18 protein-coding genes and 1 tRNA gene are annotated in these 17,253 nt (G+C 44.3%); 4 read left to right on the forward strand and 15 right to left on the reverse strand.

What is annotated here, in order from left to right; all coding sequences use genetic code 11:
• Positions 1–233 precede the first annotated feature (233 nt).
• Positions 234–1,970 carry an alkaline phosphatase gene (locus tag J4N23_RS03495; protein ID WP_207425612.1) on the forward strand — a complete coding sequence of 579 codons (1,737 nt, stop codon included), beginning with the start codon at positions 234–236 and terminating at the stop codon, positions 1,968–1,970.
• A 66-nt stretch (positions 1,971–2,036) separates the two neighbouring features.
• Here the strand turns inward: J4N23_RS03495 and J4N23_RS03500 are convergent, their stop codons facing one another.
• The 8 genes from J4N23_RS03500 to J4N23_RS03535 all read right to left on the reverse strand — a co-directional run bounded on the left by J4N23_RS03500 (position 2,037) and on the right by J4N23_RS03535 (position 7,266).
• A complete protein-coding gene (locus tag J4N23_RS03500) occupies positions 2,037–2,486 on the reverse strand; it encodes a luciferase family protein (protein WP_370527231.1) in 450 nt (149 codons plus the stop codon).
• A complete protein-coding gene (locus J4N23_RS03505) occupies positions 2,486–3,397 on the reverse strand; it encodes a hypothetical protein (protein WP_207425613.1) in 912 nt (303 codons plus the stop codon). The genes J4N23_RS03500 and J4N23_RS03505 overlap by 1 nt, the downstream gene beginning before the upstream one ends.
• Entirely contained in the window at positions 3,390–3,854 is a 465-nt protein-coding gene (locus J4N23_RS03510) for a hypothetical protein (protein WP_207425614.1), read from the reverse strand. Before J4N23_RS03510 ends, J4N23_RS03505 begins: the two co-directional genes overlap by 8 nt.
• A gap of 57 nt (positions 3,855–3,911) precedes the next feature.
• Positions 3,912–4,367: an SRPBCC family protein gene (locus tag J4N23_RS03515; protein ID WP_207425615.1), complete on the reverse strand. Its 456-nt coding sequence runs from the start codon at positions 4,365–4,367 to the stop codon at positions 3,912–3,914.
• Position 4,368: 1 nt separating this feature from the next.
• Entirely contained in the window at positions 4,369–5,295 is a 927-nt protein-coding gene (locus J4N23_RS03520; protein ID WP_207425616.1) for a TIGR01777 family oxidoreductase, read from the reverse strand.
• 9 nt (positions 5,296–5,304) lie between these two features.
• On the reverse strand, positions 5,305–6,120 hold the full coding sequence (locus tag J4N23_RS03525; RefSeq protein ID WP_207425617.1) for a DUF393 domain-containing protein: 816 nt from the start codon (positions 6,118–6,120) through the stop codon (positions 5,305–5,307).
• A 70-nt stretch (positions 6,121–6,190) separates the two neighbouring features.
• On the reverse strand, positions 6,191–6,697 hold the full coding sequence (locus tag J4N23_RS03530; RefSeq protein WP_207425618.1) for a GbsR/MarR family transcriptional regulator: 507 nt from the start codon (positions 6,695–6,697) through the stop codon (positions 6,191–6,193).
• A gap of 167 nt (positions 6,698–6,864) precedes the next feature.
• Complete coding sequence (locus J4N23_RS03535; protein ID WP_207425619.1) at positions 6,865–7,266, reverse strand: hypothetical protein; 402 nt, start codon at positions 7,264–7,266, stop codon at positions 6,865–6,867.
• A 136-nt stretch (positions 7,267–7,402) separates the two neighbouring features.
• Here J4N23_RS03535 and J4N23_RS03540 point away from each other — a divergent pair, with 136 nt between their 5' ends.
• From J4N23_RS03540 to J4N23_RS03550, 3 genes are all read left to right on the forward strand, one after another.
• Entirely contained in the window at positions 7,403–8,083 is a 681-nt protein-coding gene (locus tag J4N23_RS03540; RefSeq protein WP_207425620.1) for an outer membrane beta-barrel protein, read from the forward strand.
• 235 nt (positions 8,084–8,318) lie between these two features.
• Positions 8,319–9,263 (forward strand): homoserine O-succinyltransferase, encoded by a 945-nt coding sequence (metA, locus tag J4N23_RS03545; protein WP_207425621.1) that lies wholly within the window; start codon positions 8,319–8,321, stop codon positions 9,261–9,263.
• Positions 9,264–9,533: 270 nt separating this feature from the next.
• Positions 9,534–10,172 (forward strand): hypothetical protein, encoded by a 639-nt coding sequence (locus J4N23_RS03550; RefSeq protein ID WP_207425622.1) that lies wholly within the window; start codon positions 9,534–9,536, stop codon positions 10,170–10,172.
• 356 nt (positions 10,173–10,528) lie between these two features.
• On the opposite strand, the gene J4N23_RS03555 is transcribed toward J4N23_RS03550, so the two are convergent.
• The 7 genes from J4N23_RS03555 to J4N23_RS03585 all read right to left on the reverse strand — a co-directional run bounded on the left by J4N23_RS03555 (position 10,529) and on the right by J4N23_RS03585 (position 17,189).
• A tRNA-Leu gene (locus tag J4N23_RS03555) sits at positions 10,529–10,610 on the reverse strand.
• 13 nt (positions 10,611–10,623) lie between these two features.
• On the reverse strand, positions 10,624–11,157 hold the full coding sequence (gene hscB / locus J4N23_RS03560; RefSeq protein ID WP_207425623.1) for a Fe-S protein assembly co-chaperone HscB: 534 nt from the start codon (positions 11,155–11,157) through the stop codon (positions 10,624–10,626).
• A gap of 3 nt (positions 11,158–11,160) precedes the next feature.
• Positions 11,161–12,483 (reverse strand): RIP metalloprotease RseP, encoded by a 1,323-nt coding sequence (rseP, locus tag J4N23_RS03565; protein WP_207425624.1) that lies wholly within the window; start codon positions 12,481–12,483, stop codon positions 11,161–11,163.
• Between the two features lie 32 nt (positions 12,484–12,515).
• On the reverse strand, positions 12,516–13,670 hold the full coding sequence (locus tag J4N23_RS03570) for a 1-deoxy-D-xylulose-5-phosphate reductoisomerase (RefSeq protein ID WP_207425625.1): 1,155 nt from the start codon (positions 13,668–13,670) through the stop codon (positions 12,516–12,518).
• Between the two features lie 40 nt (positions 13,671–13,710).
• Positions 13,711–15,213, reverse strand: a complete 1,503-nt coding sequence (locus J4N23_RS03575; protein ID WP_207425626.1) for a GH3 auxin-responsive promoter family protein — start codon at positions 15,211–15,213, stop codon at positions 13,711–13,713.
• A 6-nt stretch (positions 15,214–15,219) separates the two neighbouring features.
• Positions 15,220–16,221 carry a hypothetical protein gene (locus J4N23_RS03580; RefSeq protein WP_207425627.1) on the reverse strand — a complete coding sequence of 334 codons (1,002 nt, stop codon included), beginning with the start codon at positions 16,219–16,221 and terminating at the stop codon, positions 15,220–15,222.
• Entirely contained in the window at positions 16,218–17,189 is a 972-nt protein-coding gene (locus J4N23_RS03585) for a glycosyltransferase family 2 protein (RefSeq protein WP_207425796.1), read from the reverse strand. Before J4N23_RS03585 ends, J4N23_RS03580 begins: the two co-directional genes overlap by 4 nt.
• Between the last annotated feature and the right edge of the window lie 64 nt (positions 17,190–17,253).

The raw sequence follows: 17,253 nt of genomic DNA on the forward strand, positions 1-17,253 counted from the left end.
ACTATTCTTGGTTATCTTAAAGCACGAGAATACATCAATTAATCGCCCCCTCAATATCTCTTGTTAGCTACCGCAGATGACTGCCTCCATTGTCCTTTTGCTCGTAGTTCCCAGGAATCTGATAGCTCTTCCTTTGATCCAGTGGTGACAATCTCTTCCTTCCATTCCTTTTTATGATATAAACTTCACATAGGGGAAATGTAGAGGCTTTAAGTTTGAGAAAAAGAAAGCGAATGAGCAACGAAAAAATACTCAGTAAATTAAGCCGGAGAACTTTTATCCGCAATACCGTTATCGCCGCGGCAGGCACTATTCTTTTGCCTTCTGCCTTGACAAGCTGCAAGAAAAACAAGAATGGCGATGACATTGACTACGAGGGCCAGGGATTTCACCACGGAGTAGCGAGCTTCGATCCTACCACAGACAAAGTGATATTATGGACACGCTATACTCCTGCAATGCAGGAAAGCAACCAGCCGGAGATTCTGCTTGACGTATCGAAGGACGCTGGCTTCAGCACCGTGGTTGTCAGCCGGAAAGTAAAGGTCGATACCGGCAGCGATTATACTATCCACGTGGACGTAAGTGGACTTAGTTCAAACACCAAATACTACTACCGTTTTAGAAGTGAAACGACCGATGCCGTTTCTGTAATTGGTGAGACGAAAACATTACCGGCGGCAGGACAGGCCAGTGAAGTCAAGCTGGCGGTGGTATCCTGTGCAAACTTTCAAGCGGGGCTTTTTAATGTATATGGCGCTGTTGCTAATTCGGATGCCGATGTCGTAGTGCACCTGGGCGATTATATCTACGAATATGGAGCGGGTGGCTATGGCACCAATGACAATACAGCAAGTTTGAACCGACTCCATCAGCCAGCAGGGGAAATCGTGACCCTCGAAAATTACCGTGAAAGATACCGCCAATACCGGAGTGATGAGCAACTTCAAAAAGCTCATCAGTTGAAGCCGTTTATTTGTGTATGGGATGACCACGAAATAACTAACGATGCCTGGAAAGACGGTGCAGAAAACCATCAGCCGAACGAAGGCAATTTTGAAACCCGGAAGCTGAGTGCTATCCAGGTTTGGCACGAGTATCTGCCGGCAAGAGTAACTGACAATGCAAAGATTTACCGCAACTTTGAAATTGCCGGTATGGTGAACCTCATTATGCTTGACACTCGAATTGTGGGTCGTGATAAGCAGATCTCTTATGCTGATTATTTTACCCAGGCAGGTTTAAATGCGCAGGGGTTTCTTACGGCATGGACTAGTCCGCAACGGACGATTCTTGGCCAGGAACAAAGGAACTGGTTGACGGGGATGATTAGCAACAGTAATCTAAAATGGCAAGTTTTGGGCAGTCAGGTGTTGATGGGAAAAATGTACATGCCGGCTGAACTACTACTAATTACCGCCCGGATAGCTGCCGGAGTCAACGACCCTTCCCTTTTAGCCGAATACCAGGCATCTGTTACCCAGTTGGTTGCCATAAAAAGCAGAATTCTACAGAACGACCCTACATTAACGGCTGCAGAAAAAGCACGAGTACAGAATGTGCTTCCTTACAACCTGGATTCCTGGGATGGCTACCCGGCGGAGCGAGAGAGGATCTACGCCTCTGCTGCAGGAAAAAAACTGGTGTCCCTTGCCGGAGATACTCACAATGCATGGCATTCTGATTTAAAAGATGCTAACGGAAATAAGGTAGGGACCGAATTTGCAACTGCTTCTGTGTCCTCTCCAGGCTTCGAAGCCATTTTCGGCGCAAATCCGGCAACCATAGCAGCCTTCGAACAAGCTAACCAACTTCTAATTGACGACCTAAACTATCTCAACGCATCTCAAAGAGGTTATGTGCTGGTCTCCTTTACAAACAATGAAGCAAAAGCTGAATGGCGATATGTCAGCACAATTAGTACTCCCAATACAAGCACAACTACCGGAAAAAGAGTTACAGAAAGTTAAGCTGTACTTTTGCTCCTAAACTCCGCTTCGGAAGGCGAGTCGAAGAGAATCCGCTACACGTTAAGATTAATGGTCGCTGCGATAACCCTGGGCTGGGCGACCATTAATCTTTTGTAAATAGCTCCGCTTCAACAGACATAACGCATAAGGGATATCTTGCTTTGATCGAATGCCAAACGTTATCCAACCGGTGTTCACAAATACATGATGATCCTGGATCCGTCCTTCTTCGCGCAATTGTTCCTTAATTTTGAAGCTGAAAAGAATATCCAATAGGCCGTTACTGTGAAGATGCCCTATTTCTTTATCAAGGTAATCAAACTGCAGTCCCCCGTATTTATGCGTCCTTGCGCTTATTCCCTCCCAACTCGTAACCTCCAACTCTATCTCATCCAGCATCGATAGCAGTTGGGGCCTAAGCAAAAAAAGCTGCAATTTTAATAATGCATCAAAGAATAAGGCTAATCCGGGAATTCCCTTGAGAAAGCCAAGCCACTTTACGGTAAAAGCAAACACTATTTTTTCTCGCTTAGGGACTTGATGTGGTCCATCACTCGTAAATGGACATTCCTGGTAATACTTTCCGCCCAGATATCATAGTACCAGAGCGGGAAGACGTATAGTCGATACCAACTGTTTCCGGTCAGCGTAGTGGTTCCATCACCATTGTCCTTTAAAAGAAATTGTCCACGGAGAATGTCAATATGCCCCATAATCTCCGGATCCTTCGGCTGGCTGACAATGTCGAATGTTAAATCCCGCTCCCGGTTATATACCGCGATTCGTTCATCGAAAACATAACCATTACTAAAGATACACTTCCTACCTGCTCCTTCTCGGTGACCCTCGACCGTGGCAGCTACAGGGCTCGGCATTCCGATCTGAAATAGCCAATACTTGTTTTCTTCATCGATCCGCTCGAACGCGACTACATGTTTCCAGACCTCTTTTGTAGGAGCATCGATGACGACGATGTCGGAAACCATGCGCTCATGCTGATGATCAGAGACCGAATCTGCAACAAAAAGAACCAAAAGCAGGGAAAGAACGCTCATATTTAGATTCTTGTTATCCCTTTTAAACATCGCTTTCCCGATAACAGTGCCGGTGATTACAAAACCCAGAATCAGGGGCGAAACGATTAGGAGACAGATCATTCCTTCGCCTAAAAAAACTGAACTAAGGACAATGGCTAAGAGGCCGTTAACGCAAGACAAGCCCGTCAAGCTTCTACTTTTCAACTGCAGATCTCTCCAGCACCAGGTACTTATTATTCCCATCACCAGTGGAATAATAACAAACTCAGCATACACAAACACCCCCGGATGCAATTCGAGATAGCGGGTAATTCCAATCAATACAAAAGCGAAAAGATTGGAAAGGAGAATCCCTTTAAGTACTTTAAAATTATAAATCTTGTTATTCATATTTTTTTGATAAGGTATTAAAGTGGATGACTTCTAACTTCTTGATATGGCTGTGGCAGATATAAAGCGGGATCATCCCAAACAAGCCGAATGAGCAGTCAATTAGCTGCCAGAAAAATGGGATTTCTCTAATCCTTCCAGCGATAAAGGCAAGGGGGATAACCATCGCACAGGCAATCATCCCAAATTGAACGACCCAGATATTCCGAACAGGATCACGAAGGGGACCAATAAAGGCCGTAGCGATGACGATATGAGCAAAGGCCAGCCAGTCTGTTCCGTAAGCGAGGTAAGGAAACCGATCGTTGGTAGTTTTGACGGCCGTGTAAATGGTATCGAACCAATTGGCCAGGGATAAAGGAAAGAAATCTTTTAACTGCACAGCTATGGCCAGCTGGCTCTCAATTGGGAAGGCAGTAATTCCACTCAGGATAAGGGCTGTAATAAAGAAGATCATCTATCTCCTGATTTTACTTTTTAGTTGTGCTTCTTCGGTTTTCATTGTTGAGTTTTTTTAGGTTGGCAATTCTGCTTTTTGTTTAATTACTGCGTTTCTGTGTAGGATGAGCTTTCGCATATACTTTTCCAGAAAGACCAGGTCGGCCAAACAGCCAAGTATCCCAAGAGGCGACTCATACGCAAACTCATCTATCATCAACGTAAATGCACCCCTTTCCGCGAAGAAATGCCGGTGGATCAGGCTTTTAAAGGGCCCTTCCAGCATTTCATCACAAAAAAGTACAGGAAACTCGCAGATAGTAATTTTGCTGATCAACTTCATTTTGATTCCGAAATGCCTTGCTTCCCAGGTCACCGTTTCTCCCAGTCCAATCAGTCCGCTGGTGACGCCGGCAATAGCCTTCTCTTCGCTATGCTGCATGGTCTCCAGGTGAAGGTCGATGCTTCTGGCAAGATCAAAGCAGTGTGCAGCAGGGGCTTTAATTCGGGTAGTTAAGATAAATCGGGGCATATCAAATTCGGGTACTTAGAATGTCTTTAATAGCAAAACCTGCTGTAGGGAAAGAGAAAGTAAAACCATCGTCGATCAGTCGCTTGGGTAAAACCCACCTGCTCTTAAGGATCAGTTCCGTCTCCGTCCCGATAAGCCTTGCTCCAATTTCTAATAGCCAGGCAGGAGCAGGTAAGCCAAAGGGGATCCCGTAGGCGCTGCGAAGGGGATCCATCAATTCGTCGTTTTTCAGAGGTTCCGGAGCAGTACAGTTGATCACCCCCTCTAATTCCCGTTGACCGATCAGCCACTCCGTACACCTGGCAACATCTTGCTCATGAATCCAGGAAACATATTGTTTGCCGTCTCCCTGCTTTCCCCCCAGACCCAGCTTAACGAGGTTCAATAGGCGCGGAAACACCCCATCTTTTTGTCCCAATACAATTCCCATACGCAATGCAATTTTCCTGGTTTGAGGAGTATGGCTGTTGAAGAACGTTTCTTCCCATTGGCGACAAACATCTACGGAAAATCCATAGCCTGCTTCACCGCTTTCCTCGTCCTGCGGCCAGTCTTCAGCATGCCGGTAAATGGTGGCGGAAGTCACGTTGATCCAGAGTTGCGGAGGCTGTTTCATCTTTCCGATGACCCTGCCCAACAGCTGAGTCGGATCTACCCGGGATTGAATAATAGCTGCCCTGTTACGGCTGTTATAGCGGCAGTTGACGTTCTTTCCGCAAAGGTTCACAAGAAGCTCCGCGTCATCCAGGCTTTCGCACCATTTTCCTTCTGTTCTAGCATCCCATACTAGCGTCCGTATGTTATGATCTGCAGGTGCTGGTTTACGACTCAAAATAATCACCTCCTTTGCCAAAGGCTTGAAATGGTTAGCTAACACGCCACCCGGGTAGCCGCTACCTCCGGCAAGTATGATCTTTTCGTATTTCATAACAGGTAACTAAAGGATAAATAAAAGCACAAGAATTCGATATAAGACCCAGCTGGCACTAAGTGTCCAGCCAAGCTGCAGCAGCCTCGTCCTTCGGATATGCTCCAGCAGCATAGCTCCGGCTATCGCCAAAAACCATGCGGCGTAGAACCCGGCGGGAAGATGAAGCCAATTGGCCTTAAACACCGCCGGCAATAACAGGAGCGCCCCTGCCAGCGAGATGGACATCATATTTCCGAGGTAATCCCAGCGTTTACTCCTGTCAATAAGTCCAATGATTGCTCCCTGAAAAAATACCTGGCCTCCGCATATCAGGTATTCCATCACCGCACTTCCTGCTGGGGCCAGTCCCTTTAACAATGGCGAGTAAGCAGAATGAATACTGGCAGTAATAAACCAGCTAAAAATCAGGTAAGCTATCCGATACTCTAATCTCAAGGAGGGCTGGATTTGAAAGGTCCCGGTGGCGAGAGGTGCTGGAATGATCACCCGTCTGTTGAAAGATATAAAAGCGTAGAGCTTCGTCATCCCCCAAACGAAAGGCTTAAAGAGAAATAAGGGCTTTAACACAGGAAAAGATGAAGCAAAAACTTTGAAAAGGCTTTGTATGCCATAACTTACCTCTCCGCTTTCCAAGCTTACAAGCGCTATCTCGTTTGCTGCCCGCTGCCTGTCAACCATAGGACAAGCTTGTTCTGTAAGGTCCTGGTAAGGCGCTCTCCCGTCTGGGTCTAGCATGCCTCCTTTTACCATTGCCTCCGTGTACAACCGGCACATCGGGCAATCCGCATCGAAAAGGATAAGGTGATTTTTTAACCTGCTCATAGCTTGTTGTTCTTCTTTTATTATTCCTGAATTTTCAGAAAATATTGAAAATACTACTCAAAAAAATATTCTATTTGAATATTTTAAATAAGGAGCCCCAGAACCAGTTCTCTTCGGCTTTCAGCATGGTATCTAAGGTCTTGTCGACATTCTTTGCCAGCATATTGATATCCGTTACTGATTTGTTAAAAGTTTTGTATTCCGGGTCATTTACATCTCCATCTACCTTCGATAGCTCGTCCAGCACCTTCAATACTGGATCTAGTTCTCTCTTCCTACGCTCTTTCGCCACTTGCCGGGCAATGTTCCATGTATCCTTGTCCGCGTAGAAATATTCCTTCCGTTCACCTGCTTTATGTTGCTTCTCTACCAGTCCCCAGCCAATAAGATCTCTTAAAGTCATGTTGGCATTTCCTCTGGAGATGCTCAGCGCTTCCATAATCTCTTCTGTGGTAAGAGCCTCGGGTGATATCAATAGCAGTGCATGCACCTGTGCCATAGTGCGGTTTATCCCCCACTCTGATCCTAACTTACCCCAAGCCTCTATGAATTTTTGTTTTGCTTCTGCTAACTCCATGCAACAAACCTATGAAAAGTTATTAAACTTTCAAAATATATTGAAAGTTTAATAACGAAAACGTTTATACTAATGGAAAGGTCTGAAACGCATAGGTAAAAAGGAAGCAAAAGCCTACCTGACGACGAAACTTGATCAGAAAAACGGTCTTTATACTCCCACCTTCATCACTTCCCCGTCGCTGTCCAGTTCAGTAGGTAGGTATCGCAGCTCAGTCCCGCTATGCTCATCCTGAAGGTCCCACTAGCTGTGTTGCCTTTCACCGTTCCCTGAATATCAAATCTGAATGCGGAAGCTCCTCCGTTTTCGGGATCAGTAATTACTGATTTTATCACTCCATTCGCTACGGATATTGGTTTTTCCGGACCAGCAGTTATCTGTTCTGTACTTGAACCACATCGCCAGTAACCATTAAAGGTGAGATTTTTAATCGTTTTTCCATCTTTAGAAAGCTCAAAAGAGATTTTGGCTCCTTTATATCCATTAGAGAAAGTTCCGTTAAATTTTTTCTGAGCGAAAGAGATCATCGAAAACGATAATAGAAAGGCAAAGAGTATAGATTTTTTCATCGAGTTTATTTTACGTGTGAATATACTCTTTTTAGCTCTTTTGCAGCGTCGCCCGCGGAAGTCGTCTTAACAGAAAATCAATAATTTAACAAACCCGGTCTTGTTATGTCAGGTCCTATTTTGTAAAATAGCCGGTATGAAAATCTATGCCTTACTTGCTTTTACCTGTATTGCTGCATCAACTGCATGCGCTCAACACACAGAACTATCGTTACAAGCAAACACTGGCCTGTTTTCCTTTGGTGGTGAATCAGCCGAAAGAGTCAGTTTTATATACAATACACGTACAAATAATCCCTACGGCAAAGGAAGCGGACTCTCTTATGGCCTGGCTGCTGAGCTAAAAAAGGCTACCAGGAGAAACCAAATTTTGGGAATTCAGCTGGGCTACGAGTCGCTGGCAAGTAATATAAAGATCAACGAAATCATAATTGATGACATGATTATTGAGGAACAAGGGAATACGGTCTTACGCAACCAATTCATCAATGTACATCCCTTTTTTGGCAAGAGATTCAATGCAAAATATCTTCCTTTCGATGTCACTATAGGAGCAGAATTCGGCTTTGGCCTAAAAAGCGAAGAAAAACTGTCTGTAGAAAGCTTTGATCTGGAAACCTCCCACGATCATCCCATCCCGGATCTAGACTTTCGGCTAAGAATAGGATTAGCTACTCGTATTAAACAACTAGGATTTCAGGCCGGCTATTCACATGGCCTGACCAACTATACCGCTGAAATGGAGGGTGCAGATCGGGAGAATTATTCAAGGATGATTCGCCTGGGGATCAGCTACACATTAAAAAGGAGTAAATAAAGCTCTATTCATTCCGTCCCCATAGAAACTGCCTATCTCAACGACTGCTGGTTGACAGACTTGAGTTGGAATAATCAGGACTTCCGCTTGTGGAGCTATCTCTCCGGTACCTGGAAGGTTTAACCGCGGACAGTAACCCTCAATTGTCCTACAATCGTCATAGACGAGTCTTCGTTTAGAGTTCAGCAGTATTATTCTTATTTTTGCGTTTTAAGAAGAACAAGGGGAGTTATAAATGCCAGTTAAGATTCCGAATAATCTGCCAGCGATAGAGCTTTTAAAGAAGGAAAATATCTTTGTGATGAGTGAACTGAGGGCGGACACTCAGGACATTCGCCCAATGCGGGTACTTATCCTCAATTTGATGCCTCTTAAAATAACTGCGGAAACGGATTTTGTTCGCTTACTATCCAACAATCCGCTACAGGTGGAAGTGCAATTTTTAAGACTCGATTCCCACACTTCAAAAAATATTTCTGAAGAACACCTGGAAATGTTCTATAAAGGCTTCGGCGAAATTAAAGACAACTTCTACGACGGCTTGATCATCACGGGCGCACCAGTAGAAATGCTGAAGTTCGAGGAGGTGACTTATTGGAATGAGATCACGCAGATTTTCGATTGGGCAAGAAACCACGTTACCTCCACACTCTATATTTGCTGGGCCTCGCAGGCTGCGCTCTATCACTTCTATGGAGTAGAAAAAAAGCCTTTGAAAGAGAAATTATCCGGAGTTTTCAAGCATACCGCATCCGAAAAGGGCCACTCCTTACTTAGAGGATTTGACGACGAATTCTTCATTCCTCATAGCAGGCATACCACTATAGAGAAATCGGATTTAGCCGACAAGGAAGAGTTGCGCATCCTGGCAGAATCTCCTGATGCCGGAATAGCCATCATATCATCTAGGGGCGGACGTGAATTTTATCTCACTGGTCACTCGGAATATTCTCCGCTAACCCTTCATGAGGAGTATGTGAGAGACGTGAAGAAAGGTCTGGATGTACCGGTACCAAAAAACTATTACCGCGATGATAATCCGGAGAACGCACCCTTGGTATGCTGGACAAGTCACGCCAATTTACTCTTCAATAACTGGCTCAACTACTTCGTTTACCAGGAAACGCCTTATGATTTGCATGATGTGGCGAAGTTAGGTGAGATTGTTCAGAACGGCTGATTTTAGAAGCTCAAAGTTCATTCTTCGACTCCGAAGCAACCTAAACCGAAAACTCTAAAGGAAAGCCCAGTAAGTGTAGTGATATGCTTCCCCCGGAGATCTGCGAACAGGAAAAGAACAGATAGAAGCTACATTTTTCGCTTCCGGCTTTAGTAAATTGTGGTTTGGAAGAGAACAAAGTAAAAGGCTAACGCCCCTGCTGATTTTTTTGTTGTTGGATAAATATAACAGCAAAATTATCCCTTAATTTGCCGACTAAACTTCATCACAATGAATAAGAAATTAAGACTATTAACGGTGTCGGCAGCTTGTGCCCTCATGTGTAGCTGTGCAGCAAGTTACAAAAGTGTGTACCCGGAATCAATCGCCTATGTTAGAGACAATAGTAGCCCCAAGGGAGTTGATGTCGGATACCACCACAATGTTTTGGCCGAAAAGGGCAATAAAAAAAACCACCGTAAGGAGCTAAAAACAGGAACTCAGCTTGTTGCAGTAAAGATCACGAACAATACAGATACAGTGTTGGAGCTTTACAAGAACTTTAATTTGTACAGCGGTGAAAGCCCGTTAAATGTTGTTCCCCTCGATAGAACTTTTATTCAATTGAAACAACAGCCAGCCTGGTATTTGTTTTACTGTCTGCTTACGTTATCAACAACCACTTCAACTTCTACAAGTGGCCCTTATACCACTTATGATTCAAAGGTTAACGTTTATCCGATCGGCATTCCAATTGCTCTTCTTAATATAATAATCGCTTCTTCAGCAAATAAGAAATTTAAGGAAGAGATGGTAAAATACTCTCCTAATAACAAGACGATTAAAAAGGGAGAAACAGCTTATTTTCTTTTAGGAATCACCTCCACTACTTTTCAGCCTATTAGTTTGAGGATGATGAATCATCAGTAAATTTAATACCTTGATCCCCAGGCGGCTTTCCTAATGTTGCCTGGGTTTAAGAACGATACCGCAAAAGGTCACCATACCATTGTTGATTAGAAGTCTAGGTATTGAAGATCGAGACATGTTTGTAGCCCTCACCCCACTGCTGAAAGAGATATATTGCAACTCCACAAACTCTCCTGTAATAATTAAAGTATCCAGCTCCCTTCCAAGATTTGATTCCAGCTTCTGTAAACAATTTCTGGTTGATCCCCTCGAGAGGGCCATCGAGAGGATTTTCTGACAATTGGCAAAAGATCTTACAACCAAATCGGCGCCGATTAAACAAAAAAACCTGATACTTTCGTATCAGGTTTCTACTGTACCCAGAGCCGGAGTCGAACCGGCACGGATTGCTCCACAGGTGTTTGAGACCAGCGCGTCTACCAATTCCGCCATCTGGGCATTGCTGTTTTGTTTAGCGGTGTGCAAAAGTATTTAATCTCTCTCGTATTCGCAACAAATATTTTTGCCGATAATATAGATCTTTGATTTTCAGCAACAATACTTCTTTCTCCTCGTTATTTCCCGCAATATCATACCCCTCAGTATAGCCTTTTAAGGTCGTCGACAGCTCTTCTTCTATCGCAGCTATTTGTTGCTCACACTTAGCTAAGGCTGCCGGATCAGGATCAAACTCAAGCTCCATCAAGGTCTCATTCACATCCATTACCTCAATTAGGAAGGACTGTGGAAGCTGGTACTTCTCACCTTCTGTCACCAAGCCGTGGCTTTGCAGGATGTACTCCAAACGTCTTGCAGGCTTGGAAAGCACTTGAAAGGCCTTATTGTTGAGAGTTGAGAGTTCCAGTATCTCCTGCTGTTTCTCCTCACGCTCGTTGATGTAAAAGTCTGGGTGAAATTCCTTACTTAAAGCGTAAAACTTCCGCTTTATCACTGCTTCATCCAAATGGAAAGCTTCGGGAACTCCGTAAAATTCAAAGTAGTTCATCCGCTACTTAATCACGTATTTAAAGATATCATTGCCCAGTACGAATACCATCAGGGCAACGATGATCACGAAGCCAACAATCTGAGCCTTTTCCATGAACTTGTCACTTAAAGGCTTTCCCTTAATCATCTCAATAAGTAAAAACAAAGCATGCCCCCCATCAAGTGCCGGAATAGGCAGCAGGTTCATCAACGCCAGCGCCATCGACAGAAGCCCTACGAGTGTCCAGAACTTCAACCAGTTTACTTCCGCCCCGAACATATTTGCGATCCCTACGGGGCCTGTAAACGCTTTCTGCGCTTTAACTTGTCCGGTTACTACCTTACCTAATCCCTTCGCATTGTCAGTAAAAGATCCCCACGCTTTGGAAGCACCAACAGGCAGCGACTCCAGGAATCCGTATTTCTGCGATTCTTCCGGAATTTCGGAAATGTCAGGACCAAAGCCAATCGTCCCCTCCTTATCCACCAGGGGCGTTAGTGCTACCGTATCCTGCGCACGCCGTACCGAAAGCTGTACCTGTTTATTTTTCTGCGATTGTAGTTCCTGTTTCAACTGGTCAAGGAACTGTACAGGTTTACCATTGATCGCCACAATGCGATCTCCGGGCTGCAATCCGGCTTTGCTTGCATTGCTATTGGGAACCACCTGTCCCACTTTTGTGGTTACCCGTGGACTCACCACTTCTGCGATACCATGATCAGCTACTTTCTCCAAAATGTCACCAGGCACTTGGACAGTCTTAATCGCACCATTTCTCTCAACAGTCAATTGACCGTTACCCAAAAGCACTTTAGAACTTGCTATTTCCTCAAAGCGTTTGATCGGCTGACCATTTACTTCCAGGATTCTGTCACCTGGCTGCAACCCTATTTCCTTGCCAACGATACCAGGCACTACTCCGTTTGCCAATTTATCGTTCGGAATGTAGCTCTCGCCCACTTTGAAGGTAAGCATCCAGAAAATAAGAATACCTAATACGATGTTGACAGCAATACCTCCCAGCATCACAATCAGACGCTGCCAAGCCGGTTTAGACCTAAACTCCCAGGGTTGTGGAGGGCCGGCCAGTTGGTCGGTGTCCATTGACTCATCGATCATACCTGCAATTTTTACGTAGCCACCCAGAGGAAGCCAGCCAATGCCGTACTCACAATCTTTATATTTAAAGCTGAAAAGCTTGAAACCCCAGGCATCAAAGAAGAGATAAAACTTCTCTACTTTAATGCCGAATGCACGCGCGGCCCAGAAATGCCCGAGTTCGTGCAGAATAATTAATATTGATAAACCCAGCAAAAGCTGGCCTGCCATAACCAATCCGTCCATGTATATTGTTTATTTGTTATTGGATATACTCTCTAACTATTTGTTACCAACTCTTGCGCATAAATCCGGGTTTCCCGGTCTGTCTCCAGGTAATCCTCTAAGCTAGGCTGGCGAATATAAGTGATTTTATTCATACAGGTTTCTATCACATCACTCATGTGAAGAAAGCCGATGCCGTCTTTCAAAAACTCAGCCACTACCACTTCATTCGCGGCATTGATGACACAGGGCATATTACCACCAGTCTCCAGTGCCTCGAAGGCAAGGGCGAGATTTCTAAATGTATTTTTGTCAGGTTGTTCGAAAGTCAGCTCTGAGTATTGTAAAAAATCAAAACGGGGAAAATTGCTTTTTATTCTTTGGGGATAGGCGAGCGCATACTGAATGGGCAGCTTCATGTCAGGCAAACCCATCTGCGCCTTCATCGACCCGTCGTTAAACTGCGCAATTGAATGTATAATAGACTGAGGATGAACAATTACGTCTATTTGATCTACAGTTAAATCGAACAACCATTTTGCTTCGATTACCTCCAGGCCCTTATTCATCAGTGTAGCTGAATCGATAGTAATTTTTGCGCCCATTACCCAATTGGGATGCTTAAGGGCTTGCGCCTTGGTAACTGATGCGAGGAAAGCTGAGTCCTTCCCCCTGAACGGTCCGCCGGACGCGGTGAGATAGATCTTCTCCAACTCATTCCCCTCTTCTCCTGCCAGACACTGATAAATCGCTGAGTGCTCGGAATCAACCGGAAGTATTTTTACTCCTTTTGCTTTTGCCAGGGAAGTTACGATGTCTCCTGCAACCACCAGCGTTTCTTTGTTTGCCAAAGCGATGTGTTTACCGGCATTTATTGCGGCGATGGTGGGACGTAAACCGCAAAAGCCTACCAGTGCTGTCAGCACAATGTCGAGCGACTCCAGTTGCACGACTTCGCACAAAGCTACTTCCCCCGCAAGTACCCGTATAGGCAGGTGAGCTAAAGCGCTTTTTACCTCCTCGTATTTGCGCTCGTCTGCAATGACTACACATTCAGGAAGAAATTCCATTGCTTGCTGAATCAGCAACTCAGCATTCTGGTTAACCGTTAAGACGGTAGCTTTAAATAAACCAGGATGCTCTCTGATCACTTCCAGTGCTTGTGTTCCTATGCTTCCGCTCGACCCTAATATTGCTATCTGTTTCAATGAATTAACTGTTATAAACGATTTTGAATAGCGGCAGATCCTAGCGTTTCACGAAACGCTCCAATTTGTCCGCAATCTTCCGGTCGTTTGATAATCTGGGAACCTTATTCTGGCCCCCAAGCTTACCTTCCGCTTTCATGTAATTAATAAAGGCATCTGCCTCCAGCTGTCGGATAATGAGGGGCTGTAGAATCCTACCCGAGATTAAATCATAGTAATACGAATTCTTTTTCTGTAACGCGGCATCTACCTTCATCCGAAAAGCGTCAAGGTCTGCCGGCGCTTTGGAAAATTCGATGAACCACTCGTGGTACGGCAAACCGCCCTCCACAGGACTAACCTGCGGCGCTACCGTAAATTCTGTGATCTCAACTCCCTCATCCCTGGCTACTGATAAAATCGACTGTTCAACTTCTTCTCCAATTACATGCTCACCAAACGCTGATATAAAGTGTTTTATCCTTCCCGTCACCAAAATCTTATAGGGATTTTTAGAAACAAACTTTACCGTATCGCCGATACTATATCCCCAGAGACCCGCATTCGTATTCAGGATGATGGCATAGTTCTTATTTAGCTCAACATCCCGCAGGGAAAGCCGTGTAGGGCTTTCATTAAAATACTCCTCCGCCGGAACAAATTCATAAAAAATCCCTGAGTTGGCGAGCAGCAAAAGCCCCTCCTCTTGTTGAGAATCCTGGTAGGCAATAAAACCTTCGGAAGCAGGATAGGTTTCAATCGAGTCGATCTTCTTTCCAATAACCTCTTCCATTTTAGCCCGGTACGGTTCGTAGTTAACACCGCCATACACGAAAAGGCTGAAATTTTTGAAAATATCTTTGATTTTTTTTCCCCCTGCCCGCTCCGATAACCTGTCGAAATACATCTGCACCCAAGGCGGAATACCCGAGATGAGACGCATGTCCTCGTTGATTGTTTCACCTACAATGGCATCCACCTTCTCTTCCCAGTCTTCAATGCAGTTGGTCTGGTAGGATGGCAGACGATTCTTCTGCAGGTACTGAGGAACGTGATGAGCAGTGATACCCGACAACCTTCCGGTAGGCACTTTGTACTTCGTATCCAGCACGGGACTGCCCTGAAGAAAGATCATTTTTCCATCGACAAAATCTGCTTTACCAGTCTCATGTACATAGGTAAGAAGGGCGTTTCTGGCTGCCTTTATGTGCTCAGGCATCGATTCCTTGGATATAGGGATATATTTAACGCCAGAGGTAGTTCCCGAGGTTTTAGCGAAATAAATCGGGAGACCCGGCCATAATACGTTCTCCTCTCCCTTTACTACCCGTTCAATGTAGGCTTTCAGCTCTTCATAATCTCTGATGGGTACCTGCTTTTTGAAATCCTCATAAGAGCGTATTTCAGCAAACTTATGATCTTTCCCAAAAGCTGTTTCTCTGGCCGATGCTATTAATTTCTGAAAAACTGCCTCCTGCACCTCGGCTGCCCGCTTCTTCCATTTATTTACTTGCCGGACAGCGAAATAAGCAAAGGGTTTGCTTAATGCTGATTTTAGTCCCATTCTTCTTTAGATAATGTTATCCATGATATCCGGATCCTCATCACCGGTGTATTCGCTCATCATTTGATAGTAAGCTACACCGATAATCACACTTGATAAAGGAACAATAATAAAAGAGTAAATCAAACTGATCGCTAAAGAAAGCAGGTAATATTCCTTGGCCTGAAGGTAGCCGGCTACTAGTTGGCAGACAACGATTAACGCCATCAGGATGAGAATACGGGTGAAGTTCCCTCTGGTTACGGCCAGGCTAAAGCGAAGCGAACGAAAAGTATTACACTCCTGATCCAATATAAAGAATGGAAAAAAAGAAATTCGGATAAGAACGATCAGTCCGAGAACGACTCCCATTCCAAGAGCGATAGGAACGATTTTCTCCATTGGCATACCCAGCAGTACAAAGGGAAAGAATAGAGCTCCGATCAACATAATAATTAGGAAGAAAGCAGCCATTGAAGTGATGAAAGCAACAAGAAACCTTCTGAACTGTGTCTTCGTGGGCCAGTAATCTTTCATCATTGAGAAAAAGGGCTTAATCTGGTTCCAGAGGCGAATGACCACGAAGAGCAAGCCTAGAAAGACGGCGAGTAGTGTAAAGATCACCTGGTTGATCCCAAATAGGGCGCTGATGAATGACATGAACACTAGAAACAGTAGTGGAACCACCACGATAGTGACAATCTGTTTCCATTTGCTACGTACAAAAGTGGCAAAAATTTGCACGAAGCCCTCTTCGTTATTGTCTTCGAAATTAATGGCGTGTAGAATGTACTTAAACAGCGTTAGCTGCAGTCCCAGATAAAGCACTATGAAGCCTAAAATAGCCAGGATATTGAAAAATGACACACCTTTGTCTGTGAAAGAAGAAAGGAAGGTAGACATCCACAAAAGCAAAAACATGGTAAGACATAGGCCGGCTATGTTCTTATAGTTTTTGTATAGGACAACCCACGATTTGTTAATTACCTCATTGACGGCAAATGTACTCTCCTTGAGAAAATCGATCATTTTTCTTTAAGAATTATTCTTTTAGCAAAATCCTGCATAAATCCTAATCCATAGGCAGTTAGCTGAACAAACGCAGCGATGATACTTAAAAAAGCAACTTTAGCTGATTTGTTTTGGCTCCACGAATGAAAAAACAATAACAATATGTATACTGCCAAAAAGAAGTTACACAAGATTGCTAACGGGAGCCTAAAAATATTAACAATAAGTGTAAATAGCAGAAATAAAGTAAATAATGACGGAAAAAAGTGAACCAGCTTTAATTGGGAAGGAAAGAACTTGTAAATATTGATCCTGGCCCTGCCGAAGAAATGCAGCTGCTTGTAAAATTGCTTGAAATTTGTTCGCCTTTTATGATAAACAATCGCTCCTGGTATAAGGCCGATTTTGAATCCCATTGAATGTATTCGGATGCTGAACTCGATGTCCTCCCCTAATCTGGTCAGGATAAATCCACCTGTCGCTTCCCATACCTTGCGGGAAATTCCCATATTAAAGCTCCTGGGATGAAATTGTCCCCCCAGATTCTTTTTATTGCCCCGAATGCCACCGGTGGTAAACGGAGAGGTCATGGAGTAGCTGATTGCCTTTTGAACAGGTGTAAAAGAAGAATGAGCAGCATCCGGACCGCCGTAGGCATCGAGCTGATGCTTTAACAGAAAATCCCGTACGGTCTCCAGGTAGTTGGATGGAATGAGGCAGTCTGAATCAAAAACGATAAAATAATCGCCTTTAGCTCTAGCAAACGCGTAATTCCGGGTAAAGCCCTGTCCCTCATTCTGCTTAAAGTAGTAGCTCACATCCAGGCGATCCTTGTATCCTTCAACTATCTCTTTAGCAGGATACTTAGAACCGTCTTCTATAACTAAAACCTCAAATTGCGGGTAGGTTTGATGAGTGAGAGTTTCGAGTAGCTCATCAATTTCCTGCGGGCGGTTATATAAAGGGATAATTATCGAAAAGAACATGCGGCTCCCTTCTCCCTGAATCTGATTCTTATTGAAATTTCGTTTATCAACTTGAAAAACCTGA

It is taken from the genome of Pedobacter sp. SYSU D00535 (genome assembly GCF_017355855.1).
In the GTDB taxonomy this organism is placed as follows: domain Bacteria; phylum Bacteroidota; class Bacteroidia; order Sphingobacteriales; family Sphingobacteriaceae; genus Desertivirga.

Coding starts and splice junctions, on each gene's coding strand:
- J4N23_RS03575 (WP_207425626.1), bottom strand. CDS start 15,213: ATGGGACTAAAATCAGCATTAAGCAAACCCTTTGCTTATTTCGCTGTC.
- rseP (WP_207425624.1), bottom strand. CDS start 12,483: ATGGACGGATTGGTTATGGCAGGCCAGCTTTTGCTGGGTTTATCAATA.
- J4N23_RS03520 (WP_207425616.1), bottom strand. CDS start 5,295: ATGAAATACGAAAAGATCATACTTGCCGGAGGTAGCGGCTACCCGGGT.
- J4N23_RS03525 (WP_207425617.1), bottom strand. CDS start 6,120: ATGAGCAGGTTAAAAAATCACCTTATCCTTTTCGATGCGGATTGCCCG.
- J4N23_RS03530 (WP_207425618.1), bottom strand. CDS start 6,697: ATGGAGTTAGCAGAAGCAAAACAAAAATTCATAGAGGCTTGGGGTAAG.
- J4N23_RS03510 (WP_207425614.1), bottom strand. CDS start 3,854: ATGATCTTCTTTATTACAGCCCTTATCCTGAGTGGAATTACTGCCTTC.
- J4N23_RS03495 (WP_207425612.1), top strand. CDS start 234: ATGAGCAACGAAAAAATACTCAGTAAATTAAGCCGGAGAACTTTTATC.
- J4N23_RS03505 (WP_207425613.1), bottom strand. CDS start 3,397: ATGAATAACAAGATTTATAATTTTAAAGTACTTAAAGGGATTCTCCTT.
- hscB (WP_207425623.1), bottom strand. CDS start 11,157: ATGAACTACTTTGAATTTTACGGAGTTCCCGAAGCTTTCCATTTGGAT.
- J4N23_RS03535 (WP_207425619.1), bottom strand. CDS start 7,266: ATGAAAAAATCTATACTCTTTGCCTTTCTATTATCGTTTTCGATGATC.
- J4N23_RS03550 (WP_207425622.1), top strand. CDS start 9,534: ATGAATAAGAAATTAAGACTATTAACGGTGTCGGCAGCTTGTGCCCTC.
- J4N23_RS03515 (WP_207425615.1), bottom strand. CDS start 4,367: ATGCCCCGATTTATCTTAACTACCCGAATTAAAGCCCCTGCTGCACAC.
- metA (WP_207425621.1), top strand. CDS start 8,319: ATGCCAGTTAAGATTCCGAATAATCTGCCAGCGATAGAGCTTTTAAAG.
- J4N23_RS03540 (WP_207425620.1), top strand. CDS start 7,403: ATGAAAATCTATGCCTTACTTGCTTTTACCTGTATTGCTGCATCAACT.
- J4N23_RS03580 (WP_207425627.1), bottom strand. CDS start 16,221: ATGATCGATTTTCTCAAGGAGAGTACATTTGCCGTCAATGAGGTAATT.
- J4N23_RS03585 (WP_207425796.1), bottom strand. CDS start 17,189: ATGTTCTTTTCGATAATTATCCCTTTATATAACCGCCCGCAGGAAATT.